This is a genomic window from Aequorivita echinoideorum (genome assembly GCF_018476645.1).
Taxonomy (GTDB): Bacteria; Bacteroidota; Bacteroidia; order Flavobacteriales; family Flavobacteriaceae; genus Aequorivita; species Aequorivita echinoideorum.
Genome location: NZ_JAHCTB010000002.1, coordinates 380,053 through 398,252 on the forward strand (window position 1 = coordinate 380,053; position 18,200 = coordinate 398,252).

20 protein-coding genes are annotated in these 18,200 nt (G+C 40.4%); 18 read left to right on the plus strand and 2 right to left on the minus strand.

All coding sequences use genetic code 11. The annotated features are described in order from the left end of the window. Window positions 1-44 precede the first annotated feature (44 nt). From KIV10_RS05600 to KIV10_RS05665, 14 genes are all read left to right on the plus strand, one after another. On the plus strand, window positions 45-2,660 hold the full coding sequence (locus tag KIV10_RS05600) for a hypothetical protein (protein WP_214112502.1): 2,616 nt from the start codon (window positions 45-47) through the stop codon (window positions 2,658-2,660). 25 nt (window positions 2,661-2,685) lie between these two features. Then, window positions 2,686-3,117, plus strand: coding sequence for a hypothetical protein (locus tag KIV10_RS05605; RefSeq protein ID WP_214112503.1), 432 nt, complete (start codon window positions 2,686-2,688; stop codon window positions 3,115-3,117). Next, window positions 3,104-3,508 (plus strand): hypothetical protein, encoded by a 405-nt coding sequence (locus KIV10_RS05610; protein WP_214112504.1) that lies wholly within the window; start codon window positions 3,104-3,106, stop codon window positions 3,506-3,508. The genes KIV10_RS05605 and KIV10_RS05610 overlap by 14 nt, the downstream gene beginning before the upstream one ends. Then, entirely contained in the window at window positions 3,508-4,254 is a 747-nt protein-coding gene (locus tag KIV10_RS05615) for a hypothetical protein (RefSeq protein ID WP_214112505.1), read from the plus strand. Before KIV10_RS05610 ends, KIV10_RS05615 begins: the two co-directional genes overlap by 1 nt. Next, the gene (locus tag KIV10_RS05620; protein ID WP_214112506.1) at window positions 4,241-4,768 is read left to right on the plus strand and encodes a peptidoglycan recognition protein family protein; all 528 of its coding nucleotides are present in this window, start codon (window positions 4,241-4,243) and stop codon (window positions 4,766-4,768) included. The genes KIV10_RS05615 and KIV10_RS05620 overlap by 14 nt, the downstream gene beginning before the upstream one ends. Before the next feature lie 2 nt (window positions 4,769-4,770). Beyond that, entirely contained in the window at window positions 4,771-5,364 is a 594-nt protein-coding gene (locus tag KIV10_RS05625; RefSeq protein ID WP_214112507.1) for a hypothetical protein, read from the plus strand. A gap of 53 nt (window positions 5,365-5,417) precedes the next feature. Continuing rightward, window positions 5,418-6,170 carry a hypothetical protein gene (locus tag KIV10_RS05630; protein WP_214112508.1) on the plus strand — a complete coding sequence of 251 codons (753 nt, stop codon included), beginning with the start codon at window positions 5,418-5,420 and terminating at the stop codon, window positions 6,168-6,170. Between the two features lie 42 nt (window positions 6,171-6,212). Then, entirely contained in the window at window positions 6,213-6,713 is a 501-nt protein-coding gene (locus KIV10_RS05635) for a hypothetical protein (protein ID WP_214112509.1), read from the plus strand. Window positions 6,714-6,918: 205 nt separating this feature from the next. After that, window positions 6,919-7,479, plus strand: a complete 561-nt coding sequence (locus KIV10_RS05640) for a hypothetical protein (protein ID WP_214112510.1) — start codon at window positions 6,919-6,921, stop codon at window positions 7,477-7,479. Between the two features lie 167 nt (window positions 7,480-7,646). Beyond that, on the plus strand, window positions 7,647-7,922 hold the full coding sequence (locus KIV10_RS05645; protein WP_214112511.1) for a hypothetical protein: 276 nt from the start codon (window positions 7,647-7,649) through the stop codon (window positions 7,920-7,922). Window positions 7,923-7,929: 7 nt separating this feature from the next. Then, window positions 7,930-8,184 (plus strand): hypothetical protein, encoded by a 255-nt coding sequence (locus KIV10_RS05650; RefSeq protein ID WP_214112512.1) that lies wholly within the window; start codon window positions 7,930-7,932, stop codon window positions 8,182-8,184. 27 nt (window positions 8,185-8,211) lie between these two features. Beyond that, window positions 8,212-8,541 (plus strand): hypothetical protein, encoded by a 330-nt coding sequence (locus tag KIV10_RS05655; protein ID WP_214112513.1) that lies wholly within the window; start codon window positions 8,212-8,214, stop codon window positions 8,539-8,541. 110 nt (window positions 8,542-8,651) lie between these two features. Next, window positions 8,652-8,951: a hypothetical protein gene (locus KIV10_RS05660; protein ID WP_214112514.1), complete on the plus strand. Its 300-nt coding sequence runs from the start codon at window positions 8,652-8,654 to the stop codon at window positions 8,949-8,951. Window positions 8,952-8,970: 19 nt separating this feature from the next. Then, window positions 8,971-9,294: a hypothetical protein gene (locus KIV10_RS05665; RefSeq protein WP_214112515.1), complete on the plus strand. Its 324-nt coding sequence runs from the start codon at window positions 8,971-8,973 to the stop codon at window positions 9,292-9,294. Here the strand turns inward: KIV10_RS05665 and KIV10_RS05670 are convergent. Next, a complete protein-coding gene (locus KIV10_RS05670) occupies window positions 9,259-9,549 on the minus strand; it encodes a hypothetical protein (RefSeq protein ID WP_214112516.1) in 291 nt (96 codons plus the stop codon). The genes KIV10_RS05665 and KIV10_RS05670 overlap by 36 nt on opposite strands. 123 nt (window positions 9,550-9,672) lie before the next feature. Between KIV10_RS05670 and KIV10_RS05675 the strand changes: the two genes are divergently transcribed. Genes KIV10_RS05675 through KIV10_RS05690 form a run of 4 tightly spaced genes read left to right on the plus strand, consistent with a single transcriptional unit; the run spans window position 9,673 to window position 16,883 of the window. Further along, window positions 9,673-10,152: a hypothetical protein gene (locus KIV10_RS05675; RefSeq protein WP_214112517.1), complete on the plus strand. Its 480-nt coding sequence runs from the start codon at window positions 9,673-9,675 to the stop codon at window positions 10,150-10,152. Further along, on the plus strand, window positions 10,142-13,135 hold the full coding sequence (locus KIV10_RS05680; RefSeq protein WP_214112518.1) for a coiled-coil domain-containing protein: 2,994 nt from the start codon (window positions 10,142-10,144) through the stop codon (window positions 13,133-13,135). The genes KIV10_RS05675 and KIV10_RS05680 overlap by 11 nt, the downstream gene beginning before the upstream one ends. Then, on the plus strand, window positions 13,135-15,108 hold the full coding sequence (locus KIV10_RS05685) for a hypothetical protein (protein ID WP_214112519.1): 1,974 nt from the start codon (window positions 13,135-13,137) through the stop codon (window positions 15,106-15,108). Before KIV10_RS05680 ends, KIV10_RS05685 begins: the two co-directional genes overlap by 1 nt. After that, window positions 15,105-16,883, plus strand: coding sequence for a hypothetical protein (locus tag KIV10_RS05690; RefSeq protein ID WP_214112520.1), 1,779 nt, complete (start codon window positions 15,105-15,107; stop codon window positions 16,881-16,883). The genes KIV10_RS05685 and KIV10_RS05690 overlap by 4 nt, the downstream gene beginning before the upstream one ends. Window positions 16,884-16,913: 30 nt before the next feature. Here the strand turns inward: KIV10_RS05690 and KIV10_RS05695 are convergent, their stop codons facing one another. Then, the gene (locus KIV10_RS05695) at window positions 16,914-18,146 is read right to left on the minus strand and encodes a tyrosine-type recombinase/integrase (RefSeq protein WP_214112521.1); all 1,233 of its coding nucleotides are present in this window, start codon (window positions 18,144-18,146) and stop codon (window positions 16,914-16,916) included. Window positions 18,147-18,200: the final 54 nt, after the last annotated feature.

An 18,200-nucleotide genomic window follows, 5' to 3' on the forward strand; every position in this document is an offset into this window, starting at 1 on the left:
TGCCAACAAGTATTCATTATTCATTAATAATTATTCATTAAAGAATGTCCGCACAACGCCCAAGCGATCTTTTTAAGAACAAAACAAACGTGAATCCGGTTATCAACCGTGCCACGCAAGCCACTGCGGAAGATTTCCAGGAGGCGGGCGTCATTTTGGAAGACCACGCCACAATATTGGATAATCTGGCAAGGCTCGACCACGCCGACTTTGAGGGCGTTTTTGCATCGCTGGGCGCAGTTACGGCCGCAGTGCCACAGCCTACGGCAGATAATGCCTTTGCCATCATCACAACGGGAAGCGGAAACGCTATTGAAATTGCACGGTTTATTGATGAACAATGGCAGATACAGAACCCAACGGACCAAATACTATTGTACGCCAACCGCCTTGCATTTCCAGCCACGGGAGTGGACAAAGTATGGTATATAGATATTTCCGCAATGCGGCCGTATTTGTGGTTTAACAATGCCTACAATGGCTTTGGCTCAAAACCCGCGCCTGCGCCAGATATTCATTTTAAAAATTATTTTTTGCCGCTTACAGATGTGCAGCTGGCACAACAGCCTTTGGGCGTAATAGCAGATGCTATTCTGGCGCACGCTCCCTGGTCCTGCGATGCGGGCCAGAAAATGCAGTTTTATACCATAAAGCTAATTGGTGACGAAGAAAACTACACGCTGGAGCAACGGTTTTATTTATTGAACAGAAACGTTACCGAAATCCCCGAAGCCTCAAATCTGGAAATTGGTGCGGGCGATATTATTCCCTTGGGCAAGGTTGAAATCTTTCTTGAAAATGAATTGAACCAACTGGTAGTACCATTGGGAAATATTGGCACAGAAGCTATTGAAGATGTGTTTAACCAAGGCGATGGCGATGGCTTTCCTTGGATGCAAAAAACATTTTTATACGTTACCGCCACCCAGACCATTGAGGGCGAAAGCGTGAGCAAACGCTATATTTTTGATGCGCCCGCGGGCAACTACGGCGGCGATGATCTGGGCGAAGATCCAGAAGTGCTGGAAGCTTTTGATTATATGTTTAAGGATATTACCGACCAGCCAACCGCCGCCGCTTCAAGTCTCACCAATATATCTCTAGTAGCAGACCAAGCAAACGCGACGATTTCTGTACTGGACCAAAACGGCAATGTACTGTCAGTTTTACCTGTTGGCTTCTTAAACAACGAGGGCACAACTTTTTTCTATAATGAAGCTACCGAAAAACTGGAGCTTCAGAATGATGCGGGCGAGGTGCTTTCTGAAATTCCAGTAAGTGCCTTTGTAAGCAATCTGGCGGCGAGTATTGCGCTTGTTGGGCAAGAAATACAACTAAAAGATACGGCAGGCAATGTACTAAGCAGTTTTACGCTTACAAAAGCCGCCGTGGGACTGGATAAAGTAGCCAACAAAACCGAAGCTGAAATGGTGGAAAGTGGAGATATTGCGGATGCTTTGGCGAATAGGTTGAAAAAAACTGGGGAAACTTCACAGGTGGTTAAAGGAAAAGTAATTGTAAGAGGAAATGCTGTTGGCGCTGATTCTGTTTTTGATACGTATAATGAAGCGGTGAGCTCCTATTTAGGTATGTCCAATTTCATTGCCCCTAACGCTCCAAATAACAGTCGTATATTTCAAAGTATCGGCAAATCAGCTTCTTTAAATAACCGTGCGGTTATGCAATTTGCATTTTTTTCATCTGGAAACGATCAAAATTATTACGGAATAGGTTTTTTTGGAAATGACGATGTTTTAAAAATATTGGCTAATAACAATGCTATTCTAAAAGGAAAATACTTTTCGGGCGCAGGCAACTCCGACCAATGGCAGGAAGCGTTTGCTAAAAAAATAAATGCGATAAGTATTACCGGCGATACTAATAAAACCATTACCATCACGCGTGAGGATGGCACCACGCTCACCGCTTCTTTTTTAGATAATGGCGGCGAGGAATTCCCCGATGATGTTTTAAACACGTTATCCTTTAATTTAGGAAATGATGGCGTTCTTCGTGCGGTTACTTCGGAGGGTGCAATCATTACCGTTTCATTGGATGGGCGATATTCGTTGCTTGGGCATTTACATACTATTGCGCAAATCGCGGGACTGGAAGATGCTTTGGCGGAAAAAATTTCAGCTACCAATTTAACCGAAAGAATTATTTTCCAAAAAATAGTAACGGATGGTTCTACTGGACTTATAAATGCAACGGGAACATCGTACCAAGATATTTCCGAGGTGTTTTCTATTCAACCAGAAGATATGGTAGTAGGAAGTTCCTTAAAGTTTTTTGTCTATGGAAATTATACGAAGAATGGAAGTCCAATAGGAAATGTGGCACTTTTTGCAGATGGAGTAATGGTGTGCGAACTGCCATTGACTGGAATAGCTACAACGCAACAAGCCTTTGCGAGATTTGAATTTGACGTTGATTTTACCGAAAGTGACGACGAGACGCGCACCTTTGCCGCCCACGGCTACGGAACATCAAAAAGCGGTCAGAACGCTCGTGTTTGGGACTTAATAGGCGGTGGTACGGTAGATGCTTCCACGCCAAAGGATTTCGTAATAAAATTTCAGTGCGGAAGCGCAACCAGCGAGAGTTTCAACTCAATCAAAAGAAAAGTAACCCGCGAAAATTTAAAGGGAATAATTTAAATAAAAAAAAAGACCCCTCACGAGAATGAGTTTTAAGATAGCTATATATATTTCAGCTTTTTGCTGGGGAACGCTGTACGCCAACCCGAGCGTGAGCGGTTTCGGTAGTTTTGAGCCTATTGCCGTCAAGTTCCTTATAATAGGCGCGGTGGCTCCGTTTATAGCTATATATATGCTTTACAGGGACGAGAATGCGCGGAATCCGAAGAAGTCTGATATTGTTGCCACCGTGCTGATCTCTATGTTCCTTGTCTGGTTTGGCTACGAGGTAAGCGCGGCGAACGTTGTGCCTGTTTATCTGGGATTGATAATCAGTTTTTTTTTGGGTCTTTTCAGCCTGAATCTGATTATGACGGTCAAAAAAAAACTTTTTGAGGAAAAAGGTCTGTTTGAACGAATTTTTAAGGAATTGGGCAACTGGATAGCCCGAAGTTTAGGAAGCGATGGAAAAGAGTGATTTTTTTTCAGAAATGAACGCCGCGCTAAGGGCGTTGCCGCCAGAGGTTCACGAGCTGACTTGGCTGGTAATGATCGTGCTGTACGGGCATTTGATATATGGGGCATTTCTTGAGCGCAAAAAACTGAAACCGCACGTGCGCTGGTACTTGAAGATAAGAGCCTTTATAATGATGTTCTATTTGTGCGTAAAGGCGGTGGATGTGAAATATGGAATGTTTGACCTTTTTCTGCCAATATACATACTATTCTACGTTGACGGCCTTATAATAGTAAAAGGATATATGTTCCACCGTTGTGAGAATTTCTTTTTGGCTATGAAACGGTTGACGAGCTTCAACTCAAAAAAAATAAACGTAACGCCAGCACCGAATAATAACGAAAAAGAATAATGGACATCCTCTACATACTCGGTGCCGGAAGCCTTCATAACAATGAAGAACTTCGTTATTCCTTGCGCGCACTGGAAAAAAACGTATGTCATGCTAAGCTTGTCGAAGCAACACGGTCCCTGAGCGGAGCCGAAGGGAGAGTAGTGGTCGTGGGGGAAAACCCCGGTTTCCTTTCAGAAAAAGTAGAATTCCATTACCTGCCCGAAGCCAAAGGCAACAAGGAATACTGCATCGCCAAAAAAGTGGAGTGGGCGTGCCAAAATGTAATGCAAGGCGATTTCCTTTTTATGAACGATGATTTCTTTCTGCATAAAAAAATAGTGCCGCAGCATTACCCAAACTATCAAAAAGGCTGCCTATCGCATACCGCACCAGATAGCAATTACAACAAATCCCTGCAGCACACCTTCCAATATTTAAAAAGATTGGGCCACACCACCTTTCATTTTGATGTGCACACGCCCATCATTTACAATTCAGATAAATTTCTGGCACTGTCCCAGCATTGGAAACACAGCAAGACACTGGATTTTGGTATGGTGGTAAAGTCCGTGTACGGCAATATATACCAAATTCCCCATTTGCCGTACAAAGATGTAAAATTGAGCCGCTTAAAAACGCTGGAAGATTACCAGCGCATTGATGCCACCAGTTGCATTTCCTGTTCAGATGCCGGGTGGCGCAACGGCGTGGCAGATTACCTAAAACATAAATTCCCAAACCCTTCAATATATGAGAAAAGTTAGAAACATCGTAATCCACTGCACGGCCGGACACAGCAACGCAGAGGCTGTACAGAGTTATTTCACGCGCCCCAAAAGCAAGGGTGGCCGTGGCTGGAAAAAAGGAGGCTACCACCGTATCATTGAAAAAGATGGGACCATTAAAAAAATGTACGATTTTTCAGAAATAACCAATGGCGTAGCCGGGCATAATTCAGACACTATCCACATCAGCTATGTAGGCGGTGTTGAAATTTTGGACGTAAACACGGCAAAAGATACGCGCACGCCTTATCAAAAAAACGCCTTGCACACCTGCATTCACGAGGCCATTAAATGGTGCAAGGAAAACGGGCAAGACATCACCAAGGATTTGGGCGTTGTGGGCCACCGTGATTTTTCAAAAGACGGCAACGCCAATGGTGTGATTGAAAGCTGGGAAAGGATTAAATCCTGCCCAAGTTTTGACGTCCTTCCGGAATATTCAATGCTGTATGCCAGCCCAGACAGATACAACAAACTTCCATACAATAAATAATTATGAAAGAACGCACCCACACAGATAATGTCCGCATCATTTTAATAATGCTGGCCTGCGCATTGCTTGGTTTTTCCATTTTCTTTTTCGGCGGTTGCGCCAGTAAGAAGAAAAATAAGCGAAGTGATGTCTATATTGAGCAGGTTGCGCGCAAGGAAATGAGCAATCTCATTCTGAAAAACCAGACCGAAAGCGTTGAGACGGTGAACGCCATTACGGACACACACCGCCAGAACGTTCTGCAAAATTTCACCGGGAAAGTGGCAAACTACAACGTTCCCGCACAACGTACTATTGAAGAAAAAAACGGAATGATAACCGAAACCTTTTATGGCTTTTCGGAAGTAAAATCTTCTTCAGAAAAAAAAATAGAGACGGTCCGCGATTCCTTTAACAATGTTCTTTCAAAAAAGGATTCCATTATTTTGGAACAACAACGCCTGCTTGACGAAGACAAAAACCTGCAATTAAAATCGAAGGAAACCGATATTGATATCAAAAGAATGAGTACTTGGATTGCCCTTGGAATTGGCTTAGGTATAATAGCATTGCTAATCTTCCTGTACATCCGCAGAAAAAAACGCCAAGTTTTATGAGAGTGAACATTAAAATACCAACATCATGGAACCAACTTTCACCGCGCCAGTTAATGGAATCAGCGCACAACCTAGAGTATTTCCACAACAAACCGGAAATAGTAAAAGAATTGCCTGGATTCCGGCAGAAGCTGTATTTTCAGCTGGTTAAAGTATTGCTAAAAAGCAATAATTTCATAAAAACGTGGATTGCCATAAAACAGATACCGCCACAGGCGTACCAGGCGCACGCCAAGTTTTTATTCTCAGACGTTACCCGTACCCTTTTTTTGCCCCCAATAAAAAGAAATCGCATCACTTTTTATCCGCCTGCCGATAGGCTGAAGAATATTTCAATAGAGGAATTTTCACTGGCAGATTCGCTGTATGTAAATTATAGAAAAACTACAGATGTGCGTTATCTTGATAATCTGTGCGCCACGCTCTACCGCAGAAAATCAAAAAGTGATAATGACACTACCGACACAAGACAGCCTTTCAGCAAAATATTGATTGAGCGTGACGTGAAATTTTTCCAAAAGCTGAACCACAAAAAAAAGCTGGCAATACTATATGCCTACGCCGGTTGCCGTAACGCCATAGCGGCCGCGCATCCGCATGTATTTCCTGCGCCCCAAACGTTGGTGGATCCAGACGGCAACCCTATAAAACAGCAATCCGGGGAATATGTACCCTTTGGCAAGTTGATACAGCATAAAATAAATTACGATCCCAGCAAGCTGGAACCCACGCTGAAATTGAATGCCTGGGCATTTCTGGGAAATTATGAAAATGAACTCGTTGAAATTAAAAACCTAAAGAAATAAATGTCAGGCTGAGCTTGTCGAAGCCCTAAATAACACGCTATTATGACGCACGCACCCATCATTGCCTATTTAGAAAACTTGAATGCAAAACTGGTAGATTTTGCCGAAAATTCCTTTTTCCGGATGGACCTTGCCGAAATTACGGGCGCATTCCGCAAAGGCATTACCTTCCCGGCCATGTGCGTGGAAAGTCCGGAGGGCGATGCCGAAAACAGCACAAAGAACAACAGCGTGCTAAACCGCACCTGCGCCTTCACCATTTACAAAAAACCGCAGCAAGGCAATTTTATAGATCAGGATGAAAAAATAGACGACTGCGAAAAAATAGGCTTAAAGATCATTGCCCGTATGCGGTTGGACAATGCCGCCCCCGACAGCCCATTGTACAATAAATTTGAGGTTGCCAGCGTGCGCTGGGTAAAGGTAGGCCCTATTTTTAACGAAGGCCTGTACGGTTATCGCTTCATTTTCACCATTGCCGGTGATGAAAAGTTGATTGTTAATCCGGATGATTGGAGTGATATTGAAAATGTCTGTAGTTAGGGTTCTATAAATTTTCCAAAAAATTTCCATCGATTTTCCACGTTTTCCAAAAAAAACACGAAAACAAGAAATTTAAGAAGTAAAGTTTAATTCCCTCGAATTCGAGGGATTTTTTATGTCCTGCCCCCACACAAACCTATGCCCCCACCATTGCCATAAATTTGCTACCTTAGCAAAATTCCTCGGTAACTTAAAATTTTATGGTATGAAAAAAGTTATTACATTTTTTGCGGTTTTATTTGTTATGCTAATAACACATTCCCAAAATCAAGTTGAAAAATTTGAAGTTACGCCAAGTGGAATTAATGGTTATGTTGTTTCGGAATTTGAAAAAATGTCCGCCGATAGTCTTTATAATCAAGTAAAAAAATGGGCTGAATATAATATAAGAAATGCGGAATTTTCAAAACAATCAGAAATAGAAAATGAATATTTAAAATATGAAATAATTGTCCCAAACGCAATCTCAATTCTAAATGGTGGAACTAACAGAATTAATTGGGACGCTAGGTTACAAATGATTTTTAGATTTAAAAATGAGAAAATAAGAACAGATATTCAAATAATAGAATTACCCCCAAATGACCAAATATATGGTTATCCTTTCCAAATAGTTGGTGGCGGCCTTACTTGGTCATTTTTTAAGAAGAAAGGTGAATTGAAAAAATATACTTCAGAAGCAAAATTAGAATTTGACAATTTATTAAATTCTTTTCCTGCTCAAATCGAGGATTTTATAAAAAATCCTAAAAAAAGTGATTGGTAATTATAATTATTTATTACTTTAGCAAAGTCTAAACGGTACAAGGAGAAATCCCGAACCACATTTTTTAACGATAGAAACCCTGTACGGTGGCCAAAACGAAAGTTAGGCAATCCAGTCCTTGACTGTTTAGACACGCCTACGCAGGGTTTCGTTTTATTTTTTTCGATATGTCTAAAGAAGAAAACCAAAACACCACCGTTCCATTAAAGGACCGCGTGTACCAAGCCAATTTTAAATTGATTGATTCCGCCAGCGCAAAAAGTATGCTGGATGACCTTACCACCATGTTCTTTGCCTATTTGGGCAGCGATTTTGCAGACCCCAAGCCCGCCCGCCAAAGCTGCAGCTACACCTTTGAGCTGCTGGGCGCGTTCCTTACCGATCTTAACAAGATTGAGAAACAGCAAAAACAAGCGGGATGGCCCCGGGAAAACGCAAAATAGAAGAACTATGGCACTGCACAACCCCTATTCAGAACCAAAACTATTTATCCCGCGGGAGGATGGCAAGCCCTCCGTGGGCAAGGGCAAGTACTGGTACGTTTATTTTTACCTGCGCCCCGTCCCCGGCAAGCCGTATGAAAGAAAGGTAACGCTTCGGGAAAACATAAACTCCCTTAAAACCCCTGCAGAGCGCAGGGCAATGGGGAAGCAACTATGTAAGGCCTGTTCCATTGCCTTGGAACGTGGCTGGCGCCCAGAATAAAAAAATTAAAAAATAAAATCAAAAATTATGAAAGCAACAGAAGAAGCATACGATAGAGCAAAGGAAATTGAAGGAGAAATGGAAGCATTATCTATTTCCCTAAAAAACATCAATACTGAAATTGATAACTTTAAAAAGTACAAAGCCAATATGGAAGCCCAATTAAAGCTTTGGCAGGAAAACGAAAAAGAACAAACCCCAAAGGCAATGAAAGCTTTGGAAAAAAATGCCAAAATAGTAATTGCTACGTGGGATAGATTTATTGCGGAATCACACAGCGCTGGGCAGGAAATGGCTGAGCGCTACGCAGAACTTATTAATGCATTGGACGACATTTACGATCATCACGGGCTATAGCCTTACTACTAACGCTACCTATTTACCGTCTTCCAGTTGTGGAAGGCGGTTTTTTTATGTCCTTTTTTTAGGGCATCACCTTTGCCAACTTGCACCAAATAAGAAAAGTTATGAAAGCAGAAACTACAGAAAACCCGTACAGTCTTTTTTTTAAAAAAATAGGGTTAAAAGGCGGCGATCAATATGATAATGGTTTCACGGCATACCATAAATTTGAATGTGGCACGAGCATCCATATTTCTTGCTTCAATAACATACTTAGCGTATATTTAGAAAACCAAGGGTTACGGCGCGAGCCTGTGGATGGTGTACGTTGCGCTACTTTAGAAGAAGTGCGCTCTATTATATCCAGAATTTTAATTGTAGAACATTTATTGCCAGGCTTACACAAGAAAATCTTGGACGCCTAAACATTTTAAAACAAGCTTTATGAAATCAGAAACTACCAATAGCACGCTTCAAGAAAATACCTACAACCGTTTTTTTAAAAGCCTCGGTTTTAAGACCATTGGTGAATATGATCACGGTTTTACGGCACATCTAGAAATTAAAAACGGCACATCCCTATTTATAAGAGGTGTGGATAATGTACTGCACGCAAAAGCAGAAAACAACGGGCTTGAAAGGTACATTGCAGACTCCCATAGGTACAGAACACTGGAAGACGTACTTTTTTTCCTTTCCAGATCGGTAGTCTTGGAAGGTAATTTTCCAGAACTACATCAAAAAATTCTGCAACGCCTGGCCGGTTAACCGTATTGCTTTTAGCTGGTAACTCAATTCCGTTTCTTCATCCAGATTCCTAAGTGGTGTGTATTCGGCTTCTACCGCTATCACTTCATTTAGTAATGCTATTTCATTTTTTGTATTCTCAAACTTTTTTAGTATTGCTTTTGCTTCACGTGCAATATTGGTTACCTGCGTAACCGTATTTAGATCAAAATCTTTAAAAAGACTTAATTTGAAATGCAAATGCTTCACAGCTTCTTCAGCTTGAACTCTATCCATTTTCCCCATAGTTTTATTTGATTAGCCTTTCAAATATAAGCATTTACCAGTAGCGCAAGAGCGTTACCGCGCTGTCCTTTTTTTAAAACTCCAGAACCCCCAACTTGCCATAAATTTCAAAAAATGGCAGAACCTACCGAAAAAAGCATTAGAGAGCAAGAAAGGCGCATTGGATTAAAGGCGTCGCGTAAAGTTGAGGCATATTTACGTACGGTTATAGACCAAAAATTAAAGAGAGGAAAAACCACGGAAGAAAAATCACTTCACGATACCGCTAAGGTCAAGCATAAAATGGGGGAGTACAGGCTTTTGGGTCTTAATCTTTCATCCCCAGTCCATGGGTATATTCAAAATTATGGTTTTGTGGGTGTGCGCGAAGCTACCTCAGTTTATTACAAAGCCTCCCGGTATAATATTTCTAGGTCTCAAAGAAAAGCGCATCCCTTCAATCTTCCAGAGCGTAAAATTTTTGAGGAAATTTATGATAAAAGCGGGGTAATCCCCTTTTTAGTGGAACAATTGGCAAATACCCGTACACAAGCGGTTGAGATTGTTATTAATGATATGATACTGCAATTCAATAGAGAACAAAATGGCAAATAATAAATCTTTAAACCTTACGCTAAAGATGAATGGCTATGAAGTGGAAAACACTTTAGCCAAAATCAAACAAGAATTGTATAGGGTAAGAGCCTCGGTAAATAAAGTAGAAGAAGGTACGGATGATTGGATAAAGGCAAACCGAAAACTGGCGTTTGTTGAGCAAGAATATAAAAGGCAGATTGCCGCGCAAAGGGCATTCCGGAATGAGATCACCAAAACTATTGATGTTTCAGAAAAGCAGTCAAAATCCATATTTTCACAAGCTGCCACTTTTGCAGGTGTAACAGTAGGTGCCACAGCGCTTTTTGATGTGTTCAAACAAGGCTTTGGTTATGTAAAGCAATTTATTGCTGATTCCCAGCAAATGGCTTTAGAAGCAAAAGGTGTTGAGTTTGCATTTGAACAATTGGGCGAACGCGGCGAAGAAGCTTTTAAAAAAGTTAGAATTTCCACCCGTGGCGCATTGTCTGATATTGATATTAAAAAATCACTTGTTGAATTTGACAATTTTAATATATCCTTAGAAGAAGCTGGAACCTTATTTGAATTTCTTAATGTAAGAGCTGCACAAACTGGTAAAAGTGTAGATAAATTAAGGGATAGTTTGGTTGAGGGTTTGTCAAAAGAATCTGCACTGCGAATTGATAATCTAGGAATTTCAACCGCAAAATTGAATGAAGAGCTCGCTAAAACGCCAAATTTTGTACAGGCAGTTGCCAATATTGCAAAAACTGAAATTGCTCGTGCGGGAGATATACTGGATGATGCGGGTAATTCACAGGAAAAATGGAACGCATCACTAAAAAATTTCCAATTATTCATAGGAAAATCTTTTTCCAGCACTTCAAGCTTTTTCTATGAGTTGGGAGCAAATATTGCCGAAGCAATAACGCCCACAGAAACATTAACAGATAAGTTGGAAGAACAGCAATTAGAATTGTTTTCATTGGAATCTAGAATAATGAATGTCAACACTTCCAATAAAGACCGCATTCGCTTGATTAATGAACTGAAACAGCAATATCCAAAGCTTTTAGAAAATATTGATGCCGAAAAAGTTTCAAACAACGAACTCCAAACGGCTATCAGAAAAGTAAATGAAGAATTAATTAATAAAATTATTATTGCTAGAAAGCAGGATGAGATTGAAGGCAAAAATGAAAAAGTAGCGGATAAGCAAATAGCAAATTTAGATCGTGAAAGAAAACTACGTGAAGTTATGGCTCGCGTTTTAAAAAATAATACAGACATTAGGGTTAATGCTGGATTAACAGAACTTGAAAACGCACGCGCAGTACTAAATATTCTTCAAAACAAATACAAAGGAGAAAGAAATATTTTCAACCAATCCGTAAGGGATAGAAATGCTTTAGCTCTTGCAATAAGAAATGTGGAGTTTACGGAATCAAAATTAGCAACCGAACAATCTCGGGTCAATAGTTTGCTGAGTGAACGAGATCAATTATTACAGGAATTAGGTATTGATCTTCAAGAAGTCACTGGAAATTCCCAAAAAGAAGGCGATGCTTCATCAAAAGCCGCTGAAAAAACCGTGGCTTGGCTTCGTGAACAAATTGCTAAGAAGAAAGAACTTTTGGAGCTTTCAAAATCAAATGAAGAAGCAGCTCCAATCATAAAGGAAATAGATGAGTTGGAAGCAAGGCTTAATGCAATTCTTGGAGTCGAGGAAAAACTAACCCAAGCCCAAAAAGATTTAGCCACGGCCGCCGCAAAGTATGCTTCCGAAGAAAAAAATATTGATGAATTTTTAAAGAAAATTCGAGAAGACAGACTTATAGACCAAAAATCTGGTCTTGATAAGGAAATTGCTCAAATTGACGCCAAATTTGCTGCAGAGATTGAAAAATACAAGAATCACACAAACAGGCTTCTAGAGATTGAAACCGAGTGGGAAAATGAAATATCCAATCTAAAGGAGAAAAAAGCAAAAGAGAATATTGACAAAATAAACAAGCTAGAAGAAGAAAACAGGCAAATGCTTGCCGACCAAGAATTACAAAGAGAAGTAGAAAATGCGGATACAAAACTAGAAAAAGAAGAACTGCGTATAGCAAGAGCGCAGGAACTGGCTTTACGTGAGTTGGAAATTTTGAGGCAAGCAGAATTGGATAAAGTGGATGATGTAAGAAATGCCGAAGAACTCAAAACCGCTATCATAAAAAATTATGGACTTCAGGAAGCCAAAATAAAAAATGAATTTGCAAAACAGATTGCTGAAGCTAAAAAAGACGAAGTTGAAATCACACGAGCAGCTGAAAACGCGAAACTTGGATTAATTATATCCTCATTAAGCACTGCCGCCGACGCATTCAACCAAGGCTCTGCCGCTTGGAAGGCAATTAAAATAGCAGAAACAACAATTGCAACCTATCAGAACGCAACTCTAGCATATCAAGCAGGTTTAGAAGGATTTCCGGCTCCAGCAAATTTGGTTATTGCTCCTATTATGGCAGGAGTTGCGGTTGGCGCAGGATTGGCACAAGTCAGCAAAATTGCAAATACTCCAATAGCTAAGGCTAACAAACCTGGCCGCGGTTTCGCCCGTGGTGGTTTCACGGATAATTATGGAACCGGATATATTGATGAATCCGGACACGAAGTTGCAGGGGTTGCACACGTAGGGGAATATTACATCCCTAAGTTTATGCGGAAAGAACCGGAAATACCAGAAATAATTAATTATCTGGAAACAAAAAGAAGACGAAAATTAGGGTTATATGCTTCTGGCGGAGACGTTACCAACTCCTCAAATAATTCGAGTAGTTCCGCAACTTTTTCAAGTTCAAGTCCAGATATGTACTTGAACAATCAATTGCTTCAGCGATTACTGGAAAGGCTGGATAATCCAGTACCTGTAGAAGCAGTTACCTACTACGGCGCAGAAGCCGAGGTAAAAAGGCAGGAGGTGCAGAAAAAGCTGGATAAGATAAAACAGGATTCAAAAATCAAAAAGAAAAAATAATGGCAGGCTTTCAACCCCCATCGCTCAGTCTCAACTACCTTCCTTTTTCTGGAAACATCCCCAATGAGGAAGTTTTGCTCTTGCCAGAATTTGTTCCTTGGTCGCAAGTACAGATAATTGGGAAGCCAGACTGGCTCGATGTTATTTTTATTGATTATGCGTATGATGAGGAAGATGAAGACCAAATAATTGGTTTGCGCTATACTATTGCTATTAAACCGCAGGCAGCAAATCAATTGCCTGTTGGGTACCATACTGGAAATATTACTTTGCGAGTCAAGCGACCATTCGTTTTCCAAGACAGAAACTATATACTGCCTGTTACATTGCGCATTCTTCAATATGTGCAATTGGCAATATCTCCGGTAATTTGGCAAGTAAACTACACACAGGGGAACACACCGCCTTCCGGAAATTTCTTTCAAGTTTCCGCATCACGGCCGTGGAGCATTACGTCAAACCAAACCTACCTAACCTTTAGCCAGACCAACGGTGTGGGCACAGCCCAGGTTGCGGCCTATGTAGATGTTAACGCCGTTCCTTTAGGTACGCATATTGCCCAATTTTTGGTGGATGATGGCGCAAACACGGTAACTGGCACCGTGGTTATAAAAATTTTTGGCGATGGCCCAAACGATTATGTGGTGGTAAATCCTGCCGGGCTTGAATTTTCGGAAACGTACCACTTAAACCCTACAGATGTGCGCACGTTTACGGTAGACAGTTCCGTGGACAATGTGGTGTCCACAAATGTTGGCTGGTTGGAGTTTTCCGAAACCGATTTGGATGCAGGCTTCAGCACAGTGAGCGTGCGTACCATTAACACGCAAACCTTGGATTTGGGCGCTTATCCCGCCACTATTTCAATTTCAAACCCAGAAACCGGCACGCGCACAATTGATGTTATTTTGCTCATTGTTGCCAAGCAGCTTCCCGGTTTGGTAAACGGCGGGTTCTATTATTCGGAAGATAGGAACAAATTATCAATGAATAATTCAGCTGCAAACCAGCAGGCCACGCTGGCTATAAAAGCTACAGGCAAATTCGGAATTAAAAATTACGTGAAACGCGTACCGTATTACCAAAATTTGATGCAGTCCGTTATTGGTTTGGAAACAAAAATTCTATTGACTCAAGAATTGATTCCGGTATTGAACAGCTCAATATTTTATGTTCCCATAAAGCCCGTGCGTTATGATATCAGACTAAATAATGTTGCCATCCTTGGTTTAAACAACTTGGCACAAACTATTTCTTCAGGAAACCAATTCCAGAATTTGAGATTCATCAACGGCAGAAATCCAGTCAATGGCAAGGCTGAAAAAGCATTTTTTACGCGACTTACATATCTTCCAGAAAAAATAGAAGTTGCGGCAGACGGTTGGCTTGCCATATCGATGCGCTATATAGGTGCGGTAAGTAATTTCAAAGCTAACTTAATTGTTGGAAATAATGTAGCCGAACCAATACCCACTATCTGGCCTGTCAATCTTTCAAATACTGAAATTTATACCGCACTCATCAAGGTTTCTGAATTGAATGCCGTACCGGGAAATAGATACTTGTTGGAATTTGAGAAAATGAAGACCGAAATCCAGATAAAACATTCCCAGATGCCAACCACCCAGATTATTTGGGAAAACGAATGGGATTGCCCAGAAATTTTTAATTGTACTGGACCTTTGGAAATTACCAATGATGATGGCAGCACAACCACAACCTTAACTCGCGAAGGACAGGATTACGAAAAAACAATTGAAATCAAGAGGCCGAAGAGTTTTTCAATTAATACTGGAAATATATACCAAGCCGAGCGTGACTTCTTGGGCACCATCATGCACGCAAAAAGAATCTGGATCCAAATTGGCAAAGATCGATTTGAAGTTATCCGGAATTTTAGAAATGTAGATATTTTCAAGACCCGCGAATTTGTAACCGATTTCACCTTAAAATTTAAAGCTGCAGTACAATGATCTATTTTCAATCAGAACAATTTGAATTGAATTTACTGGCTTTTGGTGTGTCGCTAAATGAAGAAAACGACATTTTTACGGACAGCATAAACAAGAGTTATTCCCTACCATTTACAATAAAGGCCGATAATGCAATTCTGGAAAAATTGGGACTGCCTACGCTGGATGATATTACCGATGTCAATTCAAAGATTCCCGGTAGGTTAAAATTGCCATCCTCTCATTATAGTGCAAATCTATTCTTGGGTGAAGTTTTTGGCGATAATTTAGAATGCAAGATAACATTTGGCGAGGCCACGCTTCCGGTTTATGAAACCAAATTAAAGGATTTGCCTTGGCCCATAATCTTAGCGGGTGACCTTCGCCAGCATGCAAAAAATCGTATAGATCAGCAATGGCCACTTTTAGGGTACAATTTTCCAATGGTCTACAATCCAAAAATTAAGGAAGAAAGCAATTATGATCTTTTTGAGGGATTTGTAAATAACTACGCCAATGGCGAATTTCTTCAAAATGAAATCGATACCTCTGGCGAAGAAAATGTATATATAAACCGGAATGTAATGGTGCCTTTTCCCTATTTACTGGAAATATTGAAGTTTGGCTATAAAACAGCTGGACTGAAAGCTGTGGGCGAAATCTTTCAAGATGAAACTTTAAAGAAAGCCGTGTATATGCCGGAAAAATTTCTTGAAAAATTGGACGGTAGCCAATATCTGCAGTTTGCCTTCACGTCGAGAACAAGGATGGAAACTGCATCAAACATTATGTACAATGTTTATGAACGCAGTTTTGTACCAGAAAATGATGGCACGTACAATTTAGCTTTCACAATCAATTTAGACCCAACGCTTGCAAAATATTTTAGGTTGGAAATTTTAAGGGAAAATGCACTTTCCGGCACATTGACAACACTTGAAAGATATTACAGCACCGAAAACCGTGTGCAGTTGGATGAAAAATTGGACATTGAAGTAACTCCGGCAAATGAGCAAGATCCTATTTTGGTACGATTAACGCTTTTGTACACCAACCGATCGATATCAGATTTCAATAATTTTGAATTCTCATTCAGCGATGGGCAATTGAATGTGTTCCCAACATCATTTTCATTGCGGGATTTTATGCCAGATATGACTTTTGGCGAATATGTGAACAAACTAAAAAACTGGCTCAATCTTGAAATCGTTCCGCAGGAAACGGCCGTAATGATTAATTTCCTTCAAAAGAATATTTTGAATAGGGCAAAAAGATCGCACCGCCACTTAGAGGTAATTCCAAAGAAGCAAACAAATTCAAATAGATTCTACAAATTGAACTACGCAAATGATGAGCGCGTGTTTTACACAAAGGACGGGCAAATTTATAGCGATTTGGATGATGAAGGAAGTGATATCGTCATCATTGATATGGGAGTACAGCCCGCAATTGTGGAAAGTAATAAAGGCGTGACCACTGCCGTTATGCCTGAAAATACAAGTGATCTGGATTTTTGTATTTATGGTGGCGTTTCTGGTGGCCGCCCCGTTTGCAAATTTGAGGATTCCAAAAAACTAAACCTTCAGAATGTATTCAAAAAATGGTGGGAAGATTGGTTGCGCGTGCGCGTTCGCGGGTATAGCTACAAAGAAAATTTTGAATGCTCCCCTCACGAAATATTTATGATTGATGAAATAAGCGTGAAATACAATCAGTTCCACATTATGAAAAAGCTGAACCGGAAATATATCAGTGAAGATATTATGAAAGTGGACGTGGAAAGTGAGACGTTTTAAAGTTTCAGTTGTAAAGTATTTCTTTACAACTCAAAAATCAATTGTATAAATTTCGCTGTGGTCTGGCGGGATGGATTTTTTATGCTGGCGTAAATAATTTTTTATTCCCGCCACGCTTTTATGCTGCGTAATGGGCATCAACTTGAACAAAATTTCCTGTTCCCCCATCCCCCGTTTTTGCAAGGAATGGAATAAATCCATAATAGCTGTATGCCGAAATGAATAAATCGAATATTCGCTACCAAAACCCATTTCATTTTTTATCTTCCGGAACCGCTCCCCAAAATGATCAACCCTGCTTTTTAATTTTGCATCGCTCCAGTCGCGCGGCCTATTCATATTGCTAAAAATATGAAAGCTTGGCGGTTCATTTTCCAAATGTAACGCTTCAATGGTTGGTTTCATTTTATCAATGATACGCCGCACGCTCAAAGCATCAGTCTTCGTTTCTACAGATAAAAAGTTTTGATCCAATTGAATATCCTTAACCTGCAACCTGCATATTTCCCGCGGGCGAAGCAGTGCATACAAAATAAAACTGATGAAATGGATTAGGTATGGATCCTCGTCTTGCAGCTTTAATTTAATCGCCTTCAGTTCTTCCAGCGTAAATGCCTTGTTGTTTACAGGCGATTGGTCCACATCTGGAATGTCCTTAATAAAATTCACAGGAAGTATCCGTTCGTTTTTTAAGGTAGTGAATAAAGCGGACAAACTTCTTTTGTGGTTGTTAATGGAAGTCCCGGCTAAATTTTTACCGGTCTTTTCATTGGTATAATCGTTGCGAAGCCAATCAAAAAAATCATAAAAATTATCCAGACTAAATCTTGAAATTTCCATCCCAAAATAACCCTCAATTTTCGCCCAATCCAAAAATCGGTTTAGATGTTGTTCGTAACCGCTGGAGGTCGTGCCTTTTCTATTTTTGGTTTTAATTTTAAGAGCAAAAGTCAACGCCTCGTTTACTGTTAAATTTCTCGTTTTCGACTTTTTGACACTTTTTGTTTCTTTTGTAACTGGATTCCAGCCACGCTCCAGCATTTTTTCATAAGCCTTACACAATTGCTTTCCCGCAGCTCTACGTTCTTTCGCGGTGGGAAGTCTATTAATCCCTTTCAAAAATGTGATTTTTTTATCTAAAGGCCCGTTGGGATCAGATCTCCAATAAAATGATACATACCAATTCTTGCCAGTGGCAACGGATGGCCTTCCCTTTACACGTGGAATAAAGAGTTTTGGTGTAGAATAACGTTTTTTTGCCATACAAATCTTCAGATTTATAGGGTGGATTACAGGGTGGTTTGTTAAAAAATCCTC

What these genes read in the sequence shown, in the direction of transcription:
- KIV10_RS05600 (WP_214112502.1), top strand. Translation starts at nt 45, where the DNA reads ATGTCCGCACAACGCCCAAGCGATCTTTTTAAGAACAAAACAAACGTG.
- KIV10_RS05605 (WP_214112503.1), top strand. Translation starts at nt 2,686, where the DNA reads ATGAGTTTTAAGATAGCTATATATATTTCAGCTTTTTGCTGGGGAACG.
- KIV10_RS05610 (WP_214112504.1), top strand. Translation starts at nt 3,104, where the DNA reads ATGGAAAAGAGTGATTTTTTTTCAGAAATGAACGCCGCGCTAAGGGCG.
- KIV10_RS05615 (WP_214112505.1), top strand. Translation starts at nt 3,508, where the DNA reads ATGGACATCCTCTACATACTCGGTGCCGGAAGCCTTCATAACAATGAA.
- KIV10_RS05620 (WP_214112506.1), top strand. Translation starts at nt 4,241, where the DNA reads ATGAGAAAAGTTAGAAACATCGTAATCCACTGCACGGCCGGACACAGC.
- KIV10_RS05625 (WP_214112507.1), top strand. Translation starts at nt 4,771, where the DNA reads ATGAAAGAACGCACCCACACAGATAATGTCCGCATCATTTTAATAATG.
- KIV10_RS05630 (WP_214112508.1), top strand. Translation starts at nt 5,418, where the DNA reads ATGGAATCAGCGCACAACCTAGAGTATTTCCACAACAAACCGGAAATA.
- KIV10_RS05635 (WP_214112509.1), top strand. Translation starts at nt 6,213, where the DNA reads ATGACGCACGCACCCATCATTGCCTATTTAGAAAACTTGAATGCAAAA.
- KIV10_RS05640 (WP_214112510.1), top strand. Translation starts at nt 6,919, where the DNA reads ATGAAAAAAGTTATTACATTTTTTGCGGTTTTATTTGTTATGCTAATA.
- KIV10_RS05645 (WP_214112511.1), top strand. Translation starts at nt 7,647, where the DNA reads ATGTCTAAAGAAGAAAACCAAAACACCACCGTTCCATTAAAGGACCGC.
- KIV10_RS05650 (WP_214112512.1), top strand. Translation starts at nt 7,930, where the DNA reads ATGGCACTGCACAACCCCTATTCAGAACCAAAACTATTTATCCCGCGG.
- KIV10_RS05655 (WP_214112513.1), top strand. Translation starts at nt 8,212, where the DNA reads ATGAAAGCAACAGAAGAAGCATACGATAGAGCAAAGGAAATTGAAGGA.
- KIV10_RS05660 (WP_214112514.1), top strand. Translation starts at nt 8,652, where the DNA reads ATGAAAGCAGAAACTACAGAAAACCCGTACAGTCTTTTTTTTAAAAAA.
- KIV10_RS05665 (WP_214112515.1), top strand. Translation starts at nt 8,971, where the DNA reads ATGAAATCAGAAACTACCAATAGCACGCTTCAAGAAAATACCTACAAC.
- KIV10_RS05670 (WP_214112516.1), bottom strand. Translation starts at nt 9,549, where the DNA reads ATGGATAGAGTTCAAGCTGAAGAAGCTGTGAAGCATTTGCATTTCAAA.
- KIV10_RS05675 (WP_214112517.1), top strand. Translation starts at nt 9,673, where the DNA reads ATGGCAGAACCTACCGAAAAAAGCATTAGAGAGCAAGAAAGGCGCATT.
- KIV10_RS05680 (WP_214112518.1), top strand. Translation starts at nt 10,142, where the DNA reads ATGGCAAATAATAAATCTTTAAACCTTACGCTAAAGATGAATGGCTAT.
- KIV10_RS05685 (WP_214112519.1), top strand. Translation starts at nt 13,135, where the DNA reads ATGGCAGGCTTTCAACCCCCATCGCTCAGTCTCAACTACCTTCCTTTT.
- KIV10_RS05690 (WP_214112520.1), top strand. Translation starts at nt 15,105, where the DNA reads ATGATCTATTTTCAATCAGAACAATTTGAATTGAATTTACTGGCTTTT.
- KIV10_RS05695 (WP_214112521.1), bottom strand. Translation starts at nt 18,146, where the DNA reads ATGGCAAAAAAACGTTATTCTACACCAAAACTCTTTATTCCACGTGTA.